Below are 20,229 nucleotides of genomic sequence, written 5' to 3' on the forward strand. Positions count from 1 at the left end.
ACCTTGCCCGAGGCGCCCGACATCCGCCCGTCGGTGACCAGGGCCACCTTGAAGCCCTTGTCGAGCAGGACGCCGAGCGGCGGGGTGAGGTTGTGCAGTTCCGGCATGCCGTTGGCCTTCGGACCCTGGAAACGGACGACGGCGATGAAATCCCTGTTGAGCTCGCCCCTCTGATAGGCGGCCTGCAGCGCCTCCTGGTCCTCGAACACCACCGCGGGGGCTTCGATGACCAGGTGCTCGGGCTTCACCGCGGAGGTCTTGATCACCGCCCGGCCCAGAGGCCCGTTCAGCAGCCGGAGCCCGCCCTCGGCGTGGAAGGGATCGTCCACCGGCCGCAGGATGTCGGGGTTGAGCGACGTTGCTGTCCCCTCGCGCCAGACCAGCTTGCCGCCGTCGAGGAAGGGTTCGGTCTGGAAGCGGCGCAGGCCGGGCCCCGCCACGGTCATGACGTCGTCGTGGGCGAGGCCGGCGTCCAGGAGCTGACGCACCACAAAGGCCATGCCGCCTGCCGCATGGAAGGCGTTCACGTCCTCGCTGCCGTTCGGATAGACCCGCGCGATCAAGGGCGTGATGCGGGAGAGGTCGTCGAAATCTTCCCATCTGATCTGTATGCCGGCGGCGCGGCCCATGGCGATCAGGTGCAGGGTGTGGTTGGTCGAGCCGCCGGTGGCGAGAAGGCCCGCGAGCGCATTCACCAGGCTCTTGGCGTCAACCACCTGGGCCATCGGGGTGTAGTCGTTTGAGCCGTCGCGGATCTCCACCGCCCGCTTCGGCGCCGCGGCCACCAGGGCGTCGCGCAGCGGCGTATTGGGGTGGACAAAGGCCGAGCCCGGCAGGTGCAGGCCGGTCATCTCCATCATCATCTGGTTGGAGTTGGCGGTGCCATAGAAGGTGCAGGTGCCGGGTCCGTGGTAGGAGGCCATCTCGCTATCCAGCAATTGCTCGCGGGTGGCCTCGCCCTGGGCGTAGAGCGCCCTGACCTTGGCCTTCTGGGCGTTGGAGACGCCCGAGGTCATCGGCCCGCCCGGCACGAAGATCACCGGCAGATGGCCGAAGCTGAGCGCCCCCATGGTCAGGCCCGGCACGATCTTGTCGCATATGCCCAGCATCAGGGCCGCGTCGAAGGCGTCGTGGGTCAGGGCCACGGCGGTCGCCATGGCGATCACGTCGCGGGAAAACAGCGACAGCTCCATGCCCGGCCGGCCTTGCGTCACCCCATCGCACATGGCGGGCACCCCGCCGGCGTACTGTGCCGTGGCGCCGACCTCGCGGGCGGCGGCCTTGATGATCGCCGGGAAGCGCTCCAGCGGCTGATGGGCCGAGAGCATGTCGTTGTAGGCCGAGACGATGGCGACGTTGGGCGCGGTCGGGTTGCGCATGGTCGCCTTGTCGGCGTCGCTCTCGGCGGCGAAGGCGTGGGCCCAGTTGGCGCAGGAGAGCTTGGCCCGGCCGGTTCCGGCCGAGCGCGCGTGCTCCATCCGCTGCAGGTAGTCGGCGCGGGTTTCGCGGCTGCGTTCGACAATCCGTTCGGTGACTTCCGCCGTGACCGGATGCATGGCTCGTTATCCCTAGTAGTTCGGCGTCCAGAGGATGCGGACCGGAACACGATCCTGATTAAGGATTGCGCGCACCGGCAGCTCGGCTCCGGCCTCCGCCTCGGCGATCACCTGCCGCTTAGCCTCCCCGGCGATCAAGAGGAAGATGGCGCGGCTCTGCAACAACGCCGCGACCGTCAGGGTGATCCGCGCCACCGGCGGCGAACCGAAACCCTGCGGCGACTCCGCCGTCAGCGCCGCGCCGTCCGGATCCATGGCGTGGGCCATCACCGGGCTGCCCGGGATCAGCGAGGCGATGTGCCCGTCCTCGCCCATCCCCAGCATGACCGCGTCGAACGGCATCAGCTTGCGCAGCACCCCTTCGGCATAGTCGGTGAGCGGCAGGAACTGCGCCTTGGCGGCCGGACCGACAAACAGCCGCTCGCGCAGCAGCCGGGCGTTGGAATTGGGCGAGTTGGCGTCCACCTGGCGTTCGTCCGAGAGGGTGACGGCCACATGCGCCCAATCCAGCTCGGCCCGGCTCAGGCGGTCGTAGACCGGCCCCGGCGAGCGCCCGCCGGTGGCGACCAGGCTGGCGCGGCCGCGGTCGGCCAGGCCTTCGGTGAGCTGCTGCTCCACGGCCGCCGCGGCGGCGGCGGCGAGATCGTCAGCCGAGGCGAAGGTCTCGATCATCTCAGGCTTCGCTCGGCAGACCCTCGACGACCAGCGTCCCGCCGCGATAGCGCGGATCGTCGGTGACCTCGCGCACGGCGAAGGCCGGCATGGGGAAGGCGGCCAGGGCCTCGGCGGTCTCGAATTCGGCCTCGGCGAGGATCAGGCCCTGCAGCGGGCCTTCGAACCTGTCGATCGACATCGTCACGCCCGCGGGAGCCTCGAGCCGGTGGCGGGTCTTCTTCAGCACCCGTCCCGGCAGGCCGGAAAGCAGGGCGAACTCGGCGTCTGGGAGGTAGATCGAGGTCAGCAGGCGCGTGGCCGCGTCGACGTCCGCCTTACGGGTCAGTCGACGCATCGGCGGGCCGCCATCCAGGGAGATGGCCTCGCGCAGCCGCAGGCGGGAGCCGGTTACATAGAGGTCGGTGATCGTCACGGTTTCCCGGATGCGGTCCGTGGGGATCTCCCGACACAGCCAGCGCCGCTCGCGCTCGACCCAGGCGTATTTGAGCTTGGGGAAGCCCAGCGCCGCGGCGGTCGCCTGATCGATCTCCACCCTCGCCGCCTACCGCAGGGGCGCATGCGCAATGCGCAGGATATTGGCCGCGCCGGGGGAGCCCATGGGCAGGCCCGCGAGGATCAGAACCCGCTGGCCGGGACCGGCCAGGCCGGCGGCCACCGCCTGCTCGACGGCGACGCGGGCGAGCTCCTCCGGATCGAACAGCTCGGGCACCACGCGCGGCTCCGCGCCCCAGAGCAGCGCCAGCTTGCGCGCCGTGGACAGGCTGGGGGTCAGCGCCAGCGTCGGCTGCAGGGGCCGTTCGCGGGCGAGGCGCAGGGCCGTCTGGCCGGTGGTCGTGAACGCCGCCAGGCAGGCGGTGGAGGCGGCCTCGGCGGCGCGGCGGGCGGCGGCCACCAGGGCGTCGGCGTCGGCGTCCTCGACCGGATATTCCGCGCGCATCAGTTCGGGCCAGCGCGGGTCGCGCTCCACCCGGGTGATGATCCGGTCCATCATCGAGACCGCCTCGACCGGATAGTCGCCGGCCGCGCTTTCGGCCGAGAGCATGAGCGCATCGGCGCCCTCGTAGACGGCGCCGGCCACGTCCGAGGCCTCGGCCCGGGTCGGGGTCGGCGAATGGGTCATGGACTCCAGCATCTGGGTGGCCACGACAACCGGGATGCCCCGCAGGCGCGCGGCGCGGACCAACAGCTTCTGGACCACCGGCACCTCTTCGGGCGCCAGTTCCACGCCGAGGTCGCCGCGGGCCACCATGATCGCCTGGGAGAGGTCGAGGATCTCGTCCAGCGCCTCGAGCGCCGAGGGCTTCTCGATCTTGGCGAGCACATTGGCGCGACCGCGCACCAGGCTGCGAAGCTCGGCCATGTCCGACGCACGCTGCACGAAGGACAGCGCCACCCAGTCGACGCCTTCGTTGAGCGCGAAGGTGAGGTCGGCGCGGTCCTTGTCGGTGAGCGCCGGGATCGGAATGGCCAGCCCCGGCAGGTTCAGGCCCTTGTGGTCGGAAAGCTGGTCGCCGGCCTCGACCACCGTGTCTGCGAAGTCGGGACCGTGCTTGACCACCCGCAGCCGCACCTTGCCGTCGTCCAGCAGCACGAGCGCGCCGGTGCGCAGGGCCGCGAAGATCTCCGGATGCGGCACGCCGATGCGCGCGGCGTCGCCCGGCGCGGACTTCAAGTCGAGGCGCAGATGATGGCCGGCCTTCAGCCGCACGACCCCGTCGGCGAACTCGCCCAACCTGAGTTTCGGGCCCTGCAGGTCGGCCAGGACGGCGATCGGGCGGCCCACCAGGCCCTCGACCTCGCGCACCGCCTGGATGGTGCGGGCGTGGTCGGCGTGCGAGCCGTGGCTGAAATTGACCCGGAAGACGTCCGCGCCGGCCATCGCCAGTTCGCGGATCTTCTCGACGCCGCGGCTGGCCGGACCGAGGGTGGCGACGATTCGGGCTCTGCGCGCTCGGATCATGCAGGAGGCTTAGGCTTCCGGAGCCAAGCATATCAAGGCACGTTAGATGCGCGGCGGGCCGAAACAGGCGGAAGCATTGGAATGAAGAGGCTGCAGATCCTGGAACCGCGCCCTTGAGCCAAAGCCTGGAGCTCTTCCCGATCGGCAATTGCGCGGCGAGCGCCCTCATCGACGATCAGGGCCGCTACGTCTGGGCGTGCGCGCCCCGGGTGGACGGCGACCCGTTCTTCTCGGCGCTGCTGAGGGGCGGCGATCTTGAGACCGAGGACGCCCAGGGCCTGTGGGCCGTCGAGGTCGTGGACCGCGCCAAGACCCATCAGGAATATCTGCGCAACACCCCGATCCTCAGGACCGAGATCACCGACACGTCCGGGGCGCGGCTGGAGATCATCGACTTCTGCCCGCGCTACCGGCAGTTCGGCCGCACCTACCGGCCGCTGGCCTTCGTTCGGCTGATCCGGCCGCTGGAGGGCGCCCCGCGGATTCGCATCAAGCTTCGCCCGACCGTCGACTATGGCGCGGCGCCCGCCGGGACCACCACGGGCTCGAACCATGTCCGCTACGTGGGCGGCGAGACCACGCTTCGGCTGACCACCGACGGCGCGGTGAGCCATGTGATCGACGAGCGGACCTTCCGGCTGGAGGAGACGATCACCCTCTTCCTGGGCCCCGACGAAGGGTTCGACGCCGACCTCACCTCCACGACGCGGCGGATGCTGCGCGAGACCACCGACTATTGGCGCCATTGGGTGAGGACGCTGTCAGTGCCGCTCGAGTGGCAGGCCGCGGTGATCCGTTCGGCGATCACCCTCAAGCTCTGCGCCCACGAGGACACCGGGGCGATCGTGGCGGCCCTGACCACCTCGATCCCCGAGCACGCGGTCGAGCCGGGGGAGACCGCCCGCAATTGGGACTACCGCTTCTGCTGGCTGCGCGACGCCTATTACGTGGTCCAGGCGCTGAACCGGCTGGGCGCGGCCGACATGCTGGAGAACTACCTCACCTACCTGCGCAACCTGGTCGGCCAGGTGGGGGAGAGCGGCCATGTGCAGCCGGTCTATGGTGTCGGGCTGGAGCCCGTGCTGACCGAGCGGATCGAGCCGCATCTGGCGGGCTATCGCGGCATGGGGCCGGTGCGGGTGGGCAACCAGGCCCACGAGCACATGCAGTACGACGTCTTCGGCCAGATCGTGCTCTCAACCGTCCAGGCCTTCTTCGACGAGCGGTTGATCAGGCCGGCGACGGTCGAGGACTTCCGGGCCCTGGAGCCGGTGGGCGACCGGGCCTTTGAGCTGCACGACAAGCCCGACGCCAGCCTCTGGGAATTCCGCGGCCGCGAGGCGGTGCACACCTATTCCTCGGTGATGTGCTGGGCGGCCTGCGACCGGCTGGGCAACGCCGCCCAGAAGCTGGGGCTGACGAAGCGCGCCGAACACTGGAACGGCCGCGCGGCCCAGATCCGCGCCACGATCGAGCGCGAGGCCTGGAACGAGAAGCTCGGCCGCTACGCCTCGACCTTCGGCGGCGACCAGCTCGACGCGAGCCTTCTACAACTGGTCGACGTGCGCTTCTGCCCGCCCACCGATCCGCGGATGCTGGCCACCATGCAGGCGGTGGAAGAGGGCCTGCGCCGCGGGGCCTTCATGCTGCGCTACGCCCTGCCCGACGACTTCGGCGAGCCGAAGACGGCGTTCAACTTCTGCACCTTCTGGCTGATCGAGGCGCTACACCTCTCCGGACGCACGGAAGAGGCGCGCGCGATGTTCGAGGAGATGCTCACCCGGCGGACCCGGGCGGGCCTGCTCTCGGAAGACATCACCTTCGACGGCAAGGAACTCTGGGGAAACTATCCGCAGACCTATTCGCTGGTCGGCCTGATCAACTGCGCGACCCTGCTGTCGCGGCCGTGGTCGAGCGTGCGTTAGTCCAGCCAGGCCCGTTCCGACCGCTCGATCAGCGCGAAAGCCCCTGGGGGGCCCCAGCTGCCGGCGGCGTAGGGCTTGGGCGCCATGCCGGCCTCGGCCCAGGCCTCAGCGACCCCGTCGACCCAGCGCCAGGCCTCCTCCACCTCGTCGCGGCGCACGAAGAGCGTGGAGTTGCCGTGGATCACGTCCAGCAGCAGCCGCTCGTAGGCGATCCGCCGGCGGGATCCCGGGCCCTCGTAGGCGCGCAGCAGGCTGAGCGAAAGCGGCAGGGACTGCAGCCGCATGCCGCCGCGGCTGATGCCCGGCGCCTTGTTCATCAGGAGCAGCTCTATGTCCTCGTCCGGCTGCAGGTCGATGACCAGGCGGTTGGCGACGAGATCGTCCTTGGCCGCATTGCCGAAGATCGAGTGCGGCACCGGCTTGAACTGGATGACGATCTGGGTCCGCCGCTCGGGCAGGCGCTTGCCGGTGCGCAGGAAGAAGGGGACGCCCGCCCAGCGCCAGTTGTCGATGTCGACGCGGAGTGCGGCGAAGGTCTCGGTGCCGGTGGGCTGGCCGCGCTCGGTCTCGTAGCCGGCGGCCTCCTTCCCGGCCACGACGCCCTTGGTGTACTGGCCGCGGATCGAGGCGTTCTGGGCGTCGGCGCGGGTGAAGCGGCGCAGGCTGCGCAGCACCTTGACCTTCTCATTGCGCACCGAGCGCGGGTCCATGTCGGCCGGCGGCTCCATGGCCACGAAACAGAGGAGCTGCAGCATGTGGTTCTGCAGCATGTCGCGCAGCGCGCCGTACTCATCGTAGTAGGGCCAGCGCTCGCCCACCCCTTCGGTCTCGGCCACGGTGATCTGCACGTGGTCGATGGTGAGGTTGTTCCAGAGCGGCTCGAAGAGGGTGTTGGCGAACCGCAGCGCGATCAGGTTCTGCACCGTCTCCTTGCCCAGGTAGTGGTCGATCCGGAAGATTCGATCCTCGTTGAAGACCGCCCCCACCGCCTCATTGACCTCCCGCGAGCTCGCCAGGTCCCGGCCGATCGGCTTTTCCAGCACGATACGGCTCTCGGCCGTGGCGAGGCCGGAGGCGGCGAGCGCCGCGCAGACCCGGCCGTAGAGGCTGGGCGAGATGGCCAGGAAGAACATCGGCCGGGTGCTGCCGTCGAGATGGGGCTTCAGCGCCGCCGCGCCCTCGGGGGCGGTGGCGTCGCAGGCGACGTAGTCCAGCCGCTTGGCGAACCGCGCCCAGACCCCGTCGTCGATCGCCTCGGGCCGCGCGTCGAGAATCTTGCGCACCTGGTCCACGAAGGCGTCGCGGCTGAGCTGCGCCCGGGCGGTCGCCAGGACCTTGAAGCCCAGCGGCAGCAGGCCGTCGGCGTCGAGGAAATAGAGCGACGGAAGCAGCATGCGCCGCGACAGGTCGCCGGTCGCGCCGAACAGAACGATCGCATCGGCCAGCGGCGCGTCAGCCAGCGGCGTTTGGGCCATCGGGCCTCACCTGTCTCATGGTCAACCGGAACCGTCGCATGCGCGGATTGCCGGGCGGACGTCAAGGGCGGGACCGCTTTTCGCAAGACTTGGCGTTGCGCCGCGCCGCGGGATCGAAGACCCTCCTGGCGCGTTCCCGATACGCCCGGAGAGCGCCCGCTATGTCCATCCAAGAGATCACGGCCGGACTGCCCGCGCCCAAGCCGCTCCGGCTGGGGGAGACGGCGCTGTTCCTCGATCTCGACGGGACGCTCGCCCCCATTGCGGCGCGGCCGCAGGACGTGGCCCCCGATCCCCGACGCACCAGCCTGCTCGAACGCCTGGCGCTGAAGCTCGACGGGCGCCTGGCGGTGGTCAGCGGGCGGACCCTGGCCGACATCGACCGCATCCTGGAGAGCTGCGTGACCGCGGTCGCGGCCGTCCACGGCCTGGTGCTGCGCGACCCCGACGGCGCAGTCCACGCCACCGCGCCGCACCCCGACCTCGCTGTCGCCACCGAAGGCTTCCGCGTCTTCGCCGCCCGCGACCCCGGCCTGATCGTCGAGGAGAAGGGCGGTCTCTCCGTCGCGCTCCACTTCCGCCAGGCGAACTGGCATGCCGAGGCCGCGCGCGCCTGCGCCCGGGCGCTCGCCACGCAGACCGGGCTCGTCCTGCAGGAGGGCGCGATGGTCGAGGAGCTGCGCACGCCTGGCGCCCGCAAGGGCGACAGCGTCCGCGCCTTCATGGCCAAGCCGCCCTTCGCCGGCGCCACGCCGGTGTTCGTCGGCGACGACGCCACCGACGAGGACGGCTTCGAAGCCGCCCAGGCGCTGGGCGGGGTGGGCGTGCGGGTCGGCGCCGCGAAGACCACGGCCGCGCGCTTCCAACTGGCCGGCGTCGAGGCCGCGCTCGCGTGGCTGGAGGCGTCAGGATGAGCCGCCTGATCGTCGTCTCCAACCGGGTGAATCCGCCGGGCGCGGTCGGCGAGGAAACCGTCGGGGGCCTGGCCATGGCGCTGGCCGCGGCGCTCAAGGAATATTCCGGCCTGTGGTTCGGCTGGAGCGGCAAGACCGTGCCGAAATTCACCGGCGCCATGGACATCCAGGACATCGGCGGCGTGACCACCGCGGTCGTCGACCTGGAGGAGGTCGACCTCGACGAATACTACAACGGCTACGCCAACAAGACGCTGTGGCCGCTGTTCCACTACCGCACGGACCTGGCCGCCTACGACCGGGTCTATGGCGAGGGCTACAGCCGGGTGAACAAGCGCTTCGCCGAGACCCTGGCGCCGCTGATCCAGCCGGACGACCTGGTCTGGGTGCACGACTACCACCTGATCCCGCTCGCCCGCGAGCTGCGGGCGCTGGGGATCAAGAACCGGATCGGCTTCTTCCTGCACGTGCCCTGGCCGGCGCACCAGGTGTTCACCACCCTGCCCGGCCACGCCCTGCTGGCCCAGGCGATGTTCGATTACGACCTGGTCGGCTTCCAGACAGCCGAATACCAGCAGGCCTTCGAGGAATATGTGCTGACCGAGGCGCGAGGCTCGCAGCCGGAGCCCGGCCGGCTGAAGGCCTTCGGCCGGACGGTGAAGGTCGGCGCCTTCCCGATCGGCATCGACGCTCCGGAATTCGCCCGCATGCTGAAGAGTGCCAAGGCGCGCCGGATGCGCGACCTGATGACCGCCACCACCGTCTTCCGCCACCTGGTCGTGGGCGTCGACCGCCTCGACTATTCCAAGGGGCTCGAAGAGCGGTTCATGGGCTTCGAGCGCTACCTGGCCGACAATCCGGACATGCGCCGCGAGGTGCTGATGCTGCAGATCGCCCCGGTCAGCCGCGAGAGCGTCGAGGCCTATCAGGAGATCCGCGGGCGGCTCGACGCGCTGTCGGGCCGGATCAACGGCGAGTTCGCCGACGTCGACTGGAACCCGTTCCGCTATGTGAACAAGAACTACCGCCGCGACGAGCTGGCCGGCATCTATGGCGCGGCGCGGGTGGGCCTGGTCACGCCGCTGCGCGACGGCATGAACCTGGTCGCCAAGGAATTCGTCGCCGCCCAGAACCCCGAGGATCCCGGCGTGCTGATCCTCTCGCGCTTCGCCGGCGCCGCGCGCCAGATGCGCGAGGCCCTGCTGGTCAACCCGAACAGCCCGGAGGAGATCGCCGACGCGCTCAAGCGCGCGATCACCATGGAACTGCCGGAGCGAATCCGCCGTTGGCGCGCTCTGTTCGACAACGTCCAGCGCGAGGACGTCACCGCCTGGCGCGACGCCTTCGTCAGCGCGCTGGCCGGGACCAACGAACGCCGGACCGCGCTGGCCAGCTGAAGGGGGGTACCGCATGGCGAAGACGACGAGCGCCGACAAGAACCTCGCCCGCTACCAGTCGATGCGGGACTTCTCCAAGACCGCCGAGCCGAGCGGGAAGGAAGCGGTTCAACCGTCCAACCGCCGGCGCTTCGTGATCCAGAAGCATGACGCCACGCGACTGCATTTCGACTTCCGGCTGGAGCTCGACGGGACCTTCAAGTCCTGGGCGGTGACCAAGGGACCCTCGATGGACCCGCATGACCGGAGGCTCGCCGTCGAGGTCGAGGACCATCCGCTGGACTATGGCGACTTCGAAGGCACGATCCCGGCCGGCCAATACGGTGGCGGCACGGTGATGCTGTGGGACCGCGGCTATTGGGAGCCGGAGCCGGGGACCGATCCGCATGAGGGCCTGAAGAAGGGCGACCTGAAGATCGTCATGGACGGCGATCGGCTGAAGGGCGGCTTCGTCCTGGTGCGGATGAAGCGGCGCCCGAAGGAGCGCCACGACAACTGGCTCTTGATCAAGCACCACGACGGCTACGCCGTGGAGAGCGACGGCATGGCCCTGGCGGAGGACACCAAGACCTCGGTGGCGTCGGGCCGGACGATGGAGCAGATCGCCACCGGCAAGGGCGAGGGGCCCACGCGCTTCATGACCGGCAAGGCGCGGGCCGGCGCCAAGCGCGTCTGGCAGTCCAAGGGTGGAGAAGCTGAGACCGCGGCGCTGCTGCGCGCCGCCATGCCGCCGACCTTGAAGGCGCCGCCGAAACTCAAGGCCGCCGCCCTGCCTGGCTTCGTGGCGCCGCAGCTCGCCAAGCTGGTCGACCGGCCGCCGCAGGGCGCGGGCTGGGCCCATGAGATCAAGTTCGACGGCTACCGGTTGCAGCTGCGCGTCGAGAACGGCCGCGCGACGCTGAAAACCCGCTCGGGCCTCGACTGGACCGCGAAGTTCAAGGACATCGGCAAGGACGCCGAAGGCCTGCCCGACTGCCTGATCGACGGCGAGGCCTGCGCGCTGGATCACAACGGTTCGCCCGACTTCCCGGCCCTGCAGGCGGCGCTGTCGGACGGCAGGACCGGCGATCTGATCTTCTTCGCCTTCGACCTGCTGTTCGCCGAAGGCGCGGACCTCAGGAACCTACCGCTTCGCGATCGCAAGGACCGGCTCAAGACCCTGCTGGCCGCCACGCCCAAGACCGCGAAGCGGATCCGCTATGTCGACCATTTCGAGATCGCGGGCGATGCGGTGCTGCAGTCGGCCTGCCGCATGTCGCTCGAGGGGATCGTCTCCAAGCGGCTCGACGCGCCCTATCGTTCGGACCGCGGCGAGAGCTGGCTGAAGTCCAAGTGCCGCGCCGGCCATGAGGTGGTGATCGGCGGCTGGACCGGCGAGGTGGGACAACTCCGGTCCCTGCTGGTGGGCGTCCATAGGGGCGAGAAGCTGATCTATGTCGGCCGGGTGGGCACCGGCTTCGGGCGCGACAAGGTGGCGCGTGTGCTGCCGCGCCTGGCGAAGCTCGAGGCCGGCAACAGCCCGTTCTCCGGCGTGGGCGCGCCGCGCAAGGAAGCCAACGTCCATTGGGCCCGGCCCGACCTGGTCGCCGAGATCGAGTTCGCGGGCTTCACCGGCTCGGGCATGGTCCGCCAGGGGGCGTTCAAGGCGCTGCGCGAAGACAAGCCCGCCGACCAGGTCGTCGCCGAAACGCCCACGTCCGTCGAGGACGCGGAGCTTGCGAAGCCTGCGCCGAAGGCCAAGGCTGCGCCGGCGAAGAAGGCCGGACCACCGATCGTCATGGGCGTCACCCTCTCCAATCCGGACAAGGCCCTGTGGCCCGACGGCGGTGACGGCCATCCCGTCACCAAGCGCGATCTCGCCGAATATCTGGAAGCTGTCGGCCCCTGGATGATGACCCACATCAAGGGCCGGCCCTGCTCGATCATCCGCACGCCGGACGGGATCGACGGCGACCAGAAGTTCTTCCAGCGCCACGTGGGCAAGGGTTCCTCGGCCCTGATCTCCGAGGTCAAGGTGATCGGCGACCACAAGCCCTATCTGCAGATCGACCGCATCGAGGCCCTGGCCGCGCTCGCCCAGCAGGGCGCCACGGAATACCACCCTTGGAACTGCCAGCCCGGCCAGCCGGAGGTCCCCGGCCGCCTGGTCTTCGACCTCGACCCCGACGAGGACATCCCCTTCGACCGGGTGATCGAAGCGGCGCTGGAGGTGAAGAAGCGGCTGGAGGCCCTGGGCCTGGTCGCCTTCTGCAAGACCACCGGCGGCAAGGGCCTGCACGTGGTCACCCCGCTGAAGGGCGGGAAGGGCAAGATCGACTGGCCCATGGCCAAGACCTTCGCCCAGGACGTCTGCCTGGCCATGGCCGCCGACCAGCCCGACCGCTACGTGGTCAACATGGCCAAGGCCAAGCGGGTCGGCCGCATCTTCCTCGACTACCTGCGCAACGACCGGCTCTCGACGGCGGTGGCCCCGCTCTCGCCCCGCGCGCGGCCGGGCGCGACGGTCTCCTTCCCGCTGACGTGGGACCAGGTGAAGCCGGGCCTCGACCCCAAGGCCTATACGATCCGCACCGCGCCCGCCCTGCTGAAGAAGACCAAGGCCTGGGCCGACTATTGCGACGCCGAGCAGCCCCTGGGCCCTGCGATCAAGAAGCTGAAGGCCCGGTAGGTGTCCGCCGCCGTGTCGCGAAAATTCCCCATTTTGGGTAACCCCGTGGCTTCGCTTCACCATTCGGACCTAGCGTCGGCTGTATTCGTTTGAAGACCATCTGAGCCTCCGGTCTTGAGTCGCGATATGAAGCCCGCACCGCCGAACCGAACCTCTGCCGACGGCGACATCGACTTCTCGCGGATCAGCGCCCTGGTCGTCGATGACACCCCCAAAAGTCGGGAACTGCTCAGCGAGGTGCTTCGGGGTCTGGGCGCCGCGAAGATCGACAAGGCCGCGAGCGGCGAGGCGGCCATGGGGTTCCTCCGCGCCGGCGGCGTCGGAATTGTCTTCGCCGACATCAAGGCGTCGACGCAGGACGGCCTCGACTTCATCCGGAAGGTGCGGGGGTCGCCTGACGCCGCCATCGCGGGCGTCGTGGTGGTGATGGTGTCGGCGCAACCGACCGCCGAGCGGGTGATGGAAGCCGGCGTCAGCGGCGCCAACAGCTTCCTCAGCAAGCCCTACAGTGTCTCGGCGCTGGTCCGGTGCGTGAAGGAGGGGTTCGCCAACCGCGCATCATCGCAGGACGAGAACCGCCCCAAGGGCCCTGAGCCCTGGATCATCGATGCCTGACCGCCCGGCGGCGGCTCAGTCCATGTCGACGCCCGCGCTGCGCAGCGCCCTGACCAGCCGGCGCAGGTTTACCAGATTGGCCTCCAGCATCTTGCTTCGCCGCGCGTCTTCGACAATGGCTGTGGGCACGACAATGCCGCCCTTGACGCGCACGCACTGGCCGGTGGCCAGCATCCTGGCCACATGCCGGCGGGTCGTCTCGTAGGGCAGGCCCAGGCTCGCCGAGAGCGACAGGACGCTGACGGGACGTCGCACCTCATCCGGCGGCGGCTTGTCGATCGCATCGAAGCCGCTCGACACCCGATCGAGGTGCGCGACGTTGGCCTGCACCAGGGCCAGGTTCACCAGCCCGGTCAGCAGTTCGCCATGGGACAGCTCGCCGATCATCGTCAGGGAGCGCAGCAGGTAGTCGGCCGCCAGTCGGGCGACGAGCCGGCTTTTGTCTTCCGGCGGGTCGGTCACCAGATCCGCACCCGGGTCTCGGGCGGGATGTAGAGCTTGTCGCCGGGCTTGACGCCGAAGGCCGCGTACCAGGCGTCGATGTTCCGCACCGGGCCGTTCACCCGGTACTGGCGCGGCGAGTGGGGGTCGCTGACCACCTGCCGGCGCACCGCGTCGTCGCGCACCTTGCCGCGCCAGGCCTGGGCCCAGCCCAGGAACACCCGCTGGTCGCCGGTCAGGCCGTCGACCACCGGCGCGGGCTTGCCTTTCAGGCTGGCGTGGTAGGCGTCGAGGCCCAGCGTCAGGCCGCCCAGGTCCGCGATGTTCTCGCCCATGGTAAGCTCGCCGTTCACGTGGGCTCCGGGCAGGGGCTCATAGGCCGAGTACTGGGCGCCGAACACCTTGGCGCGGGCCTCGAAGGTCCGGGCGTCGGCCGCCGCCCACCAGTCGCGCAACGTCCCTTTGGAGTCGTACTTGCGGCCCTGGTCGTCGAAGCCGTGGGTGAGCTCGTGGCCGATCACCCCGCCCACGGCGCCGTAGTTGATCGCCGGATCGGCGTCGGGATCGAAAATCGGCGGCTGCAGGATCACCGCCGGGAAGACGATGTCGATCAGCCCGCCGTTATAAGCGTCGTTGGTCTGGGGGGTCATGCCCCAGTCGCCACGGTCCACCGGTCCGGTCTGGCGGGCGACATAGAAGGCCCAGTCGGCCTCGGCGGCGCGGCGGACGTCGCCTATCAGGTCATCGTCGCGGATCGAGACCTTGGCGTAGTCCCTCGCCTTGTCGGGGTAGCCGACCTTGACGTTGTAGGCGGCGAGCTTCTTCAGGGCCTCGGTCTTGGTGGCCGGGCTCATCCAGTCGAGCTTCTGGATGCGGGCGCGGTAGGCGGTCTTCAGGTCGGCGACCAGGGCCTGCACCTTGGCCTTGGCGGCCGGGCCGAAGTAGCGGGCGGTGTAGAGCTGGCCCACCGCCCAGCCGAGATTGCCGAACCGGTCGAAGCGGTCGCCGGCCAGGTAGTCGCCGCCGCTCACCGCATGGACGCCGCGCTTCCAGCGGACCTGCTGCTCGGCCTGGCCGGACAGCGTCTTCTGGCGCATCTCGAAATAGGCGTCGGCGAAGGGCTTGGAGAGGTAGGGCGCGGCGTTGTCGGCGACGCTGAACGCCAGCCAGGCCTGCAACACTTCGACCGGTGTCGAAGCATAGACGGCGGCGATCTTCGGGAAGGCGGTCTTCTCGACCACCACCACCTTGGCCGGCGCGCCCAGGCCGGCCTCGGCCAGGAAGCCGCGCCACGGGAAGCCCGGCGCGGCCTTCTCCAGCTCCGCCAGCGTGTAGGGATTGTAGGTGGCGTCGGGGTTGCGCTCCTGCGCCTTGGTCCAGCTCGCCTCGGCGATCCTGGTTTCCAGGGCGACGATGGCGGCGGCCTTGCCGGCCGCGTCCGGCCAGCCTTCGAGGGTCAGCAGTTTCTCGACATAGGCCTGGTAGGCGGCCTTCTTCTCGGCGAACGAAGCCTGCAGGTAGTAGTCGCGGTCGGGCAGGCCGAGGCCCGCCTGGCCGAGGTAGACCGCGTAGTGGGCGACATCCTTGGAATCGACGTCGAGGCCGATCCCGAAGGCCGAGCTCTCGAAGTCCTTCACGTGGCGGCCCATCAGGGCGCCCAGCCGCTCGCGGGTCGTGGCCGCGCGGATCGCCTCGAGCTGCGGAGCGATGGGCTTGGCGCCGAGGGCTTCGATGCGGCCCTCGTCCATGAAGGCCTTGTAGAAGGCGCCGACCTTGCCCTCGACGGTCGCGGGCTCATGGCCGGCCTTGGCCGCGGAGTCCTCCATGATCGTGTGCAGCCGGGCCTCGGCCAGGTCGCTCTCCAGCAGCCGAAGGCTCACGCCGGGCTTGTCGGCGGGGATCGGCGTGCGGTCGAGCCAGGCGCCGTTGGCGTGGCGGAAGAAGTCGTCGCCCGGCTTGGTCGCCAGGTCCCGGCCGGTGAGATCGAAGCCCCAGGTCCCGTACTTCAGCGGCGCGGGCTCCGCGCTCAGGACAGGACCGGCGGCCAGGGCCAGGATCACGGCCAGGGCCGTTGCGGATTTCGACACGGGGATGCGCCTCACGGTTTGGATTGGCGCGAGGTCACCATCGCGGGCGTGGGCGGTCAAGGCGCTGGCCCAAGCCGCCCGTGCGAGACACAATCGCGCAACAGCCGCGCTCTAGAGACCGGCGAAATCCTTTGGGGGGACTACGGATGATCGTTCGCCGCAACTTCGCCGCCGCAACGCTCGCGCTGGGCGTTCTGGCCCTGCCCTGCGCGAGTTTCGCGCAAGGCGCGCCGACCGTCACGATCAGGCAGGGCGCGCTGCACGGCGCGGTCGTGGAAGGCGTCGAGGAATTCTGGGGCATCCCCTACGCCGCCCCGCCCGTCGGCGACCTGCGCTGGCGCCCGCCCGCCGCCGGGCCGAGCTGGAAGGGCGAGCGCGACGCGACCAAGGCCGGGGCCTCCTGCCAGCCGGCGCGCGACGGGACCCAGGTCGAAGACTGCCTGTTCGCCAATGTCACGCGCCCTGCCGGCGCCAAGCCCGGCGCGAAGCTGCCGGTCCTGGTGTGGATCCATGGGGGCGGCTTCACCATCGGCTCGGCGACCGGCGCCTTCGGGGCGGAAACCGACGGCATCCAGTTCGCCAAGGACGGGGTGATCACCGTCTCGGTCAGCTATCGCCTGGGCCGCGCCGGCTGGTTCGCCCACCCGGCGCTCTGCAAGGAGGGTCCCTGCGGCAACTACGGCCTGATGGACCAGATCGCGGCGCTGAAGTGGGTGCAGGCCAACGTCGCGGCCTTCGGCGGCGACCCGAAGAACGTCACCATCGCCGGCGAGAGCGCGGGCGGCATCTCGGTCCTGGAGCTGATGCTGGCGCCCGACGCGCGCGGCTTCTTCCAGAAGGCGATCGGCGAGTCGAGCTTCGGCCGGCTGGAGCCGACCGCCATGGCCGACGCCCAGGCCGCGGGCCTGACGGCCGCCGCCACTGCCGGGGTCAGCGGCGAGGACGCCGCGGCGGCCGCGGCGCTGCGCAAGGTCGCGCTGTCGGCCATGCCCTACACCGGGCCGTTCACCAGCCGGGCGGGCCCGATCCTCGACGGGCGGTACGTCCAGAGCGGCATCTATGAAGGCTTCGCCGCCGGCAAGCAGGCCAAGGTCCCGCTGCTGATCGGCGGCAACTCCAATGAGGCGAGCCTCTTCCGCCCGAAGGCCGAGGCCGTCGACGCCATCCCAGCCGAGCGCAAGGCCGCCGCTATCGCCGCCTTCGACCCGAAGGGAACCGGCAACAAGGCCCAGATGGCCAACGACATGGCGACGCGCCAGTACATCACCGAGCCCGACCGGGCGATCAGCCGCGCGCAGGCCAAGACCGGCCAGCCCGTCTATGCCTACTACTTCTCCTACGTGTCGCCGGGCGCGAAGGCGCAGCTGCCGTTCGGCGCGCCGCACACCGCGGAGATCAAATACGCCTTCGCAGGCCCCAAGCAGAAGTTCGCGCCCGAGGACCTGGCGCTCGCCAAGGCGGTCAACGCCTACTGGGCGGCCTTCATCAAGTCGGGAAATCCCGACAGCGCGGGGGGCCCGGCCTGGCCGAAGTTCGCGCCCAACGAGACCTACATGGAGTTCAGCGCCGACGGCCCCGCGCCGCACGAGCACTTCCTGAAGGCCCAGCTCGACTGGCAGGAAGCGGCGGTGAAGGCCGGCGGCGGCGCCTCTCCGACGGCGCCGAAGTAGGACGCCGTCTTAGGGCTGGTAGCCCTCGACCATATAGACCCGGGACGTCGAGGTAGCGTCGCGGGTCGGCAGGATGGCCTGGTAGGCGGGCGACGAACGCCAGGCGAGCGCCGCCGCGCGGTCGGGGAATTCGAGGATCACGATGCGGCCGGGCGCCTCGCCCTCGATGACTTCGGTCGCGCCGCTGCGGACCACATAGCGGCCGCCGAACGGCGCCAGCGTGGGCGGCACCTGGACGGAATAGGTCTGGAAGCGCTCGGCGTCCTTCACCCAGATTTCATTGACCACATAGGCCGCCATGCGCGCTTCCTCCGCCACAAGGGACGGAGCCTAGCCAGCGCCGGGCCGGACGCCTAGGCGCGCTTCTTGGCCGGCGTCCGCTTGGCGGCGGGCTTCTTGGCGCCGGCCCGGGCCGAGGCGGTCTTGCGCCGCTCGCCACCGGACTGGCCGAGGCTGCGCTTGAGCGCCTCCATGAGGTCGATGACCTCGGCTTCCTTGGGCTCCTCGGGCGCCTTGATGGTGTGGCCCTTTTCCTTCTCCTTGATCAGGGCCCGGAGCGCGTCCTCGTAGCGGTCGTTGAACTGGCTGGGGTCGAAGGGGCCTTCCAGCTGGTCGATGATCTTGGCGGCGATATCGACCATCTGGGCCGGCGGCTTGGCTGACTTGATGTGCTCGAAGATCTCGTCGGCCTGCCGCACCTCGCGCTTGTTGCGGATCGTGTAGGCGAGGATGCCCTTGTCGCGCGGCTCCAGCGCCATCAGCCGTTCGCGCTGGTGCATGACGAGGCGGCCCAGCGCCACCTTGCCGGCCTTCTTCATGGCCTCGCGGATGACCGTGAAGGCTTCCACCGCCATGTCGCCGTCCGGCGCCAGGAAATAGGGGTCGTTCCAGTAAAGCCGGTCGATGTCGGCGTCATCGACGAAGCGCTCGATATCGAGGGTCCGCGTGGTCTCCAGCCGGACGTTCTTGATCTCCTCGTCGGTGATGACGACGTAGTGGCCCTTCTCGATCTCGTAGCCCTTGACGATGTCGGCGCGGTCGATCGGCCCGTCTTCGGGATCGGTGGGGATCATCCGGATCCGGTTGTTGGTCTTCTTCGACAGCATGTTGAAGTGCACCTCGCCGGAGCGCGAGGTCGCTGTGTAGAGCGCCACCGGGCAGCTCACGAGCGAGAGCCGCAGATAGCCCTGCCAGGTCGGACGGGTGGCCATGGTTTCAGCGATCCCCTTGATGCGACTCACGAAACGCGGCGGGGCGGATTCAGTTCGGGCGCCCTACTTCGCCAGCTTCAGGGTCGGCAGCGACACGAACGCCTGGGCGTCGAGCTTCGCCTTGCGGAAGTTGGTGCGCACGCCGCTGGGGGCGCCGAACTCCATCAGCTGGTCGGCGGCGGGGGTGTAGGCGGGCCAGGCCTGCGAGCCGCACTTCGGCGCGCCGGTCCTGGCGAAGCTCACCCAGCAGGCATGCATCAGCGTGGCCATCGCCTTGTCCTCGTCCGAGACCGTGCTCAGCGGCGTGCGGCGGCCCCAGTATTCCCAGACGTACTGGATCTCCGAGGCGTGGGCCGAGCGGGTCACCGCCGGCCGGAAGCGCGAGCCGACATAGGAGAAGTAGTAGAGCCACGACGGCGCGCCGCTCGACGCCTCGGCCGCCACCCAGCGGGCCGGGCCGCCCATCACCCGGTCGGTGAAGATGGCGCGGGCCAGGATGTCGTCGCCGGCGGCGGTCTCCTCCTTGTAGATGGCGCGCGCGATCTGCGGGATCATCGCGGCCTGAGCCGGGTTGACCGGCGCGGGCCCCATCAGCGAGTCTTCGCCGGAGTTGGAGCCGATGATCAACGGCACGTCGGCGAAGTGGCCGTCGGCGAGCGCCTGGGACGCGGTCTCGGTCATCAGCTTGCCGTCGGTGAAGGGCTGGTAGTCGGCGTCGAGGGCGTTGAACTTGTCGGCCGGGATGGCCCGCAGGTCCGCCGCGGTGGCGGTCTCCGGAACCCCGATCTTGGCCATGAGCTTCAGGCCCTCGGCCTCCTTCTTGGCCAGCGGCGTGGGCGCGAACCAGCCGAGGCCGGATTCGACGATGGCCTTCTGGTAGAGGCCCTTGGCCGAGGGGGTGGCCAGCAGCGCCAGCGTGCTCATGCCGCCGGCGCTCTCGCCGAAGACGGTGACGTTCTTCGGGTCGCCGCCGAAGGCCGCGATGTTCCGCTGCACCCATTTGAGCGCGGCGATCTGGTCCATCAGCCCGTAGTTGCCCACCGGCTCGTCCGGCTTGGCGGCCTTGGTCAGCGCCGGGTGGGCGAAGTAGCCCAGGACGCCCATGCGGTAGTTGATGGTCACCACCACCACGCCGTCGCGGGCGAAGTTCTGGCCGTCGTAGACCCAGCCCGCGCCCCAGCGGTGCGCTCCGCCGTGGATCCAGACCATCACCGGCGCGCCGCCCTTCGCCGTCTTGGCGGCGTGGGGCGGGGCGTAGACGTTGAGCTGCAGGCAGTCCTCGGACGTCGGCCCGTTGGCGCCGCCGAAGTTGGGCGAGCCGTCGGGGTTCATGGTCTGCGGACAGGACGGGCCCTGCGCGCTGGCGGGCCTGGGCGTCGTCCAGGGCTTCACGGCTTGCGGCGGCGCCCAGCGCAGCTCGCCCACCGGCGCGGCGGCGAAGGGAATGTTCTTGAAGACGTTGGCCTTGTCCTCGGTCACGCCGGTCACGGGGCCGGAGTCGATCTTGACGGTGACCGCCTGGGCGTGGGCGGCGCCCGCCAACAGCACCGCGACGGTCGCGAGGGTGGAAATCCGGATCATGAAGGCCTCCCCGCCGGCCAGCCGCCGGTCTCGAACGCGACCATCCGGCGGCCT

Annotated in this window: 16 protein-coding genes; 6 read left to right on the forward strand and 10 right to left on the reverse strand. The window is 69.9% G+C overall.

Annotation, left to right across the window (positions count from 1 at the left end; genetic code table 11):
- The 4 genes from edd to pyk all read right to left on the reverse strand — a co-directional run.
- Positions 1-1,556, reverse strand: a 1,556-nt coding sequence (edd, locus tag ACESMY_RS21330) for a phosphogluconate dehydratase (protein WP_372786648.1), incomplete at its 3' end; no start/stop codon positions are given.
- Between the two features lie 12 nt (positions 1,557-1,568).
- Complete coding sequence (locus ACESMY_RS21335; protein ID WP_372786649.1) at positions 1,569-2,228, reverse strand: 6-phosphogluconolactonase; 660 nt, start codon at positions 2,226-2,228, stop codon at positions 1,569-1,571.
- Between the two features lies 1 nt (position 2,229).
- Complete coding sequence (locus ACESMY_RS21340) at positions 2,230-2,763, reverse strand: hypothetical protein (RefSeq protein WP_372786650.1); 534 nt, start codon at positions 2,761-2,763, stop codon at positions 2,230-2,232.
- Between the two features lie 9 nt (positions 2,764-2,772).
- Entirely contained in the window at positions 2,773-4,191 is a 1,419-nt protein-coding gene (gene pyk / locus ACESMY_RS21345) for a pyruvate kinase (RefSeq protein WP_372786651.1), read from the reverse strand.
- A 113-nt stretch (positions 4,192-4,304) separates the two neighbouring features.
- Between pyk and ACESMY_RS21350 the strand changes: the two genes are divergently transcribed.
- Positions 4,305-6,116 (forward strand): glycoside hydrolase family 15 protein, encoded by a 1,812-nt coding sequence (locus ACESMY_RS21350; RefSeq protein WP_372786652.1) that lies wholly within the window; start codon positions 4,305-4,307, stop codon positions 6,114-6,116.
- Here the strand turns inward: ACESMY_RS21350 and zwf are convergent.
- A complete protein-coding gene (gene zwf, locus ACESMY_RS21355; RefSeq protein WP_372786654.1) occupies positions 6,113-7,591 on the reverse strand; it encodes a glucose-6-phosphate dehydrogenase in 1,479 nt (492 codons plus the stop codon). The genes ACESMY_RS21350 and zwf overlap by 4 nt on opposite strands.
- Before the next feature lie 161 nt (positions 7,592-7,752).
- Here zwf and otsB point away from each other — a divergent pair, with 161 nt between their 5' ends.
- The 4 genes from otsB (at position 7,753) to ACESMY_RS21375 (ending at position 13,185) form a co-directional block, all read left to right on the forward strand.
- Positions 7,753-8,505: a trehalose-phosphatase gene (otsB, locus tag ACESMY_RS21360; protein WP_372786655.1), complete on the forward strand. Its 753-nt coding sequence runs from the start codon at positions 7,753-7,755 to the stop codon at positions 8,503-8,505.
- Positions 8,502-9,902, forward strand: coding sequence for a trehalose-6-phosphate synthase (locus tag ACESMY_RS21365; protein WP_372786656.1), 1,401 nt, complete (start codon positions 8,502-8,504; stop codon positions 9,900-9,902). The genes otsB and ACESMY_RS21365 overlap by 4 nt, the downstream gene beginning before the upstream one ends.
- A 13-nt stretch (positions 9,903-9,915) precedes the next feature.
- Entirely contained in the window at positions 9,916-12,570 is a 2,655-nt protein-coding gene (gene ligD / locus ACESMY_RS21370) for a DNA ligase D (RefSeq protein ID WP_372786657.1), read from the forward strand.
- A 126-nt stretch (positions 12,571-12,696) separates the two neighbouring features.
- On the forward strand, positions 12,697-13,185 hold the full coding sequence (locus tag ACESMY_RS21375) for a two-component system response regulator (protein ID WP_372786658.1): 489 nt from the start codon (positions 12,697-12,699) through the stop codon (positions 13,183-13,185).
- Positions 13,186-13,200: 15 nt separating this feature from the next.
- Here ACESMY_RS21375 and ACESMY_RS21380 read toward each other — a convergent pair whose 3' ends face one another.
- Both ACESMY_RS21380 and ACESMY_RS21385 read right to left on the reverse strand, forming a co-directional pair.
- Positions 13,201-13,647 carry a hypothetical protein gene (locus tag ACESMY_RS21380; protein ID WP_372786659.1) on the reverse strand — a complete coding sequence of 149 codons (447 nt, stop codon included), beginning with the start codon at positions 13,645-13,647 and terminating at the stop codon, positions 13,201-13,203.
- Positions 13,644-15,713, reverse strand: coding sequence for a M13 family metallopeptidase (locus ACESMY_RS21385; protein ID WP_372786660.1), 2,070 nt, complete (start codon positions 15,711-15,713; stop codon positions 13,644-13,646). Before ACESMY_RS21385 ends, ACESMY_RS21380 begins: the two co-directional genes overlap by 4 nt.
- Before the next feature lie 146 nt (positions 15,714-15,859).
- Here ACESMY_RS21385 and ACESMY_RS21390 point away from each other — a divergent pair, with 146 nt between their 5' ends.
- The gene (locus ACESMY_RS21390; protein ID WP_372786661.1) at positions 15,860-17,383 is read left to right on the forward strand and encodes a carboxylesterase/lipase family protein; all 1,524 of its coding nucleotides are present in this window, start codon (positions 15,860-15,862) and stop codon (positions 17,381-17,383) included.
- Positions 17,384-17,392: 9 nt separating this feature from the next.
- On the opposite strand, the gene ACESMY_RS21395 is transcribed toward ACESMY_RS21390, so the two are convergent.
- The 3 genes from ACESMY_RS21395 to ACESMY_RS21405 all read right to left on the reverse strand — a co-directional run bounded on the left by ACESMY_RS21395 (position 17,393) and on the right by ACESMY_RS21405 (position 20,175).
- A complete protein-coding gene (locus ACESMY_RS21395; protein WP_372786662.1) occupies positions 17,393-17,683 on the reverse strand; it encodes a DUF1330 domain-containing protein in 291 nt (96 codons plus the stop codon).
- A 53-nt stretch (positions 17,684-17,736) separates the two neighbouring features.
- The gene (locus tag ACESMY_RS21400; protein WP_372786663.1) at positions 17,737-18,594 is read right to left on the reverse strand and encodes a Ku protein; all 858 of its coding nucleotides are present in this window, start codon (positions 18,592-18,594) and stop codon (positions 17,737-17,739) included.
- A 63-nt stretch (positions 18,595-18,657) separates the two neighbouring features.
- Positions 18,658-20,175, reverse strand: coding sequence for a carboxylesterase/lipase family protein (locus ACESMY_RS21405; protein WP_372786664.1), 1,518 nt, complete (start codon positions 20,173-20,175; stop codon positions 18,658-18,660).
- Between the last annotated feature and the right edge of the window lie 54 nt (positions 20,176-20,229).

The organism is Phenylobacterium sp. (assembly GCF_041691455.1).
Classification (GTDB): domain Bacteria; phylum Pseudomonadota; class Alphaproteobacteria; order Caulobacterales; family Caulobacteraceae; genus Phenylobacterium.

Bases quoted from the DNA above. Each gene is read 5' to 3' on its own strand.
- ACESMY_RS21335 (WP_372786649.1), bottom strand. From the start codon at position 2,228: ATGATCGAGACCTTCGCCTCGGCTGACGATCTCGCCGCCGCCGCCGCG.
- pyk (WP_372786651.1), bottom strand. From the start codon at position 4,191: ATGATCCGAGCGCGCAGAGCCCGAATCGTCGCCACCCTCGGTCCGGCC.
- zwf (WP_372786654.1), bottom strand. From the start codon at position 7,591: ATGGCCCAAACGCCGCTGGCTGACGCGCCGCTGGCCGATGCGATCGTT.
- otsB (WP_372786655.1), top strand. From the start codon at position 7,753: ATGTCCATCCAAGAGATCACGGCCGGACTGCCCGCGCCCAAGCCGCTC.
- ACESMY_RS21365 (WP_372786656.1), top strand. From the start codon at position 8,502: ATGAGCCGCCTGATCGTCGTCTCCAACCGGGTGAATCCGCCGGGCGCG.
- ligD (WP_372786657.1), top strand. From the start codon at position 9,916: ATGGCGAAGACGACGAGCGCCGACAAGAACCTCGCCCGCTACCAGTCG.
- ACESMY_RS21375 (WP_372786658.1), top strand. From the start codon at position 12,697: ATGAAGCCCGCACCGCCGAACCGAACCTCTGCCGACGGCGACATCGAC.
- ACESMY_RS21390 (WP_372786661.1), top strand. From the start codon at position 15,860: ATGATCGTTCGCCGCAACTTCGCCGCCGCAACGCTCGCGCTGGGCGTT.
- ACESMY_RS21395 (WP_372786662.1), bottom strand. From the start codon at position 17,683: ATGGCGGCCTATGTGGTCAATGAAATCTGGGTGAAGGACGCCGAGCGC.
- ACESMY_RS21400 (WP_372786663.1), bottom strand. From the start codon at position 18,594: ATGGCCACCCGTCCGACCTGGCAGGGCTATCTGCGGCTCTCGCTCGTG.
- ACESMY_RS21405 (WP_372786664.1), bottom strand. From the start codon at position 20,175: ATGATCCGGATTTCCACCCTCGCGACCGTCGCGGTGCTGTTGGCGGGC.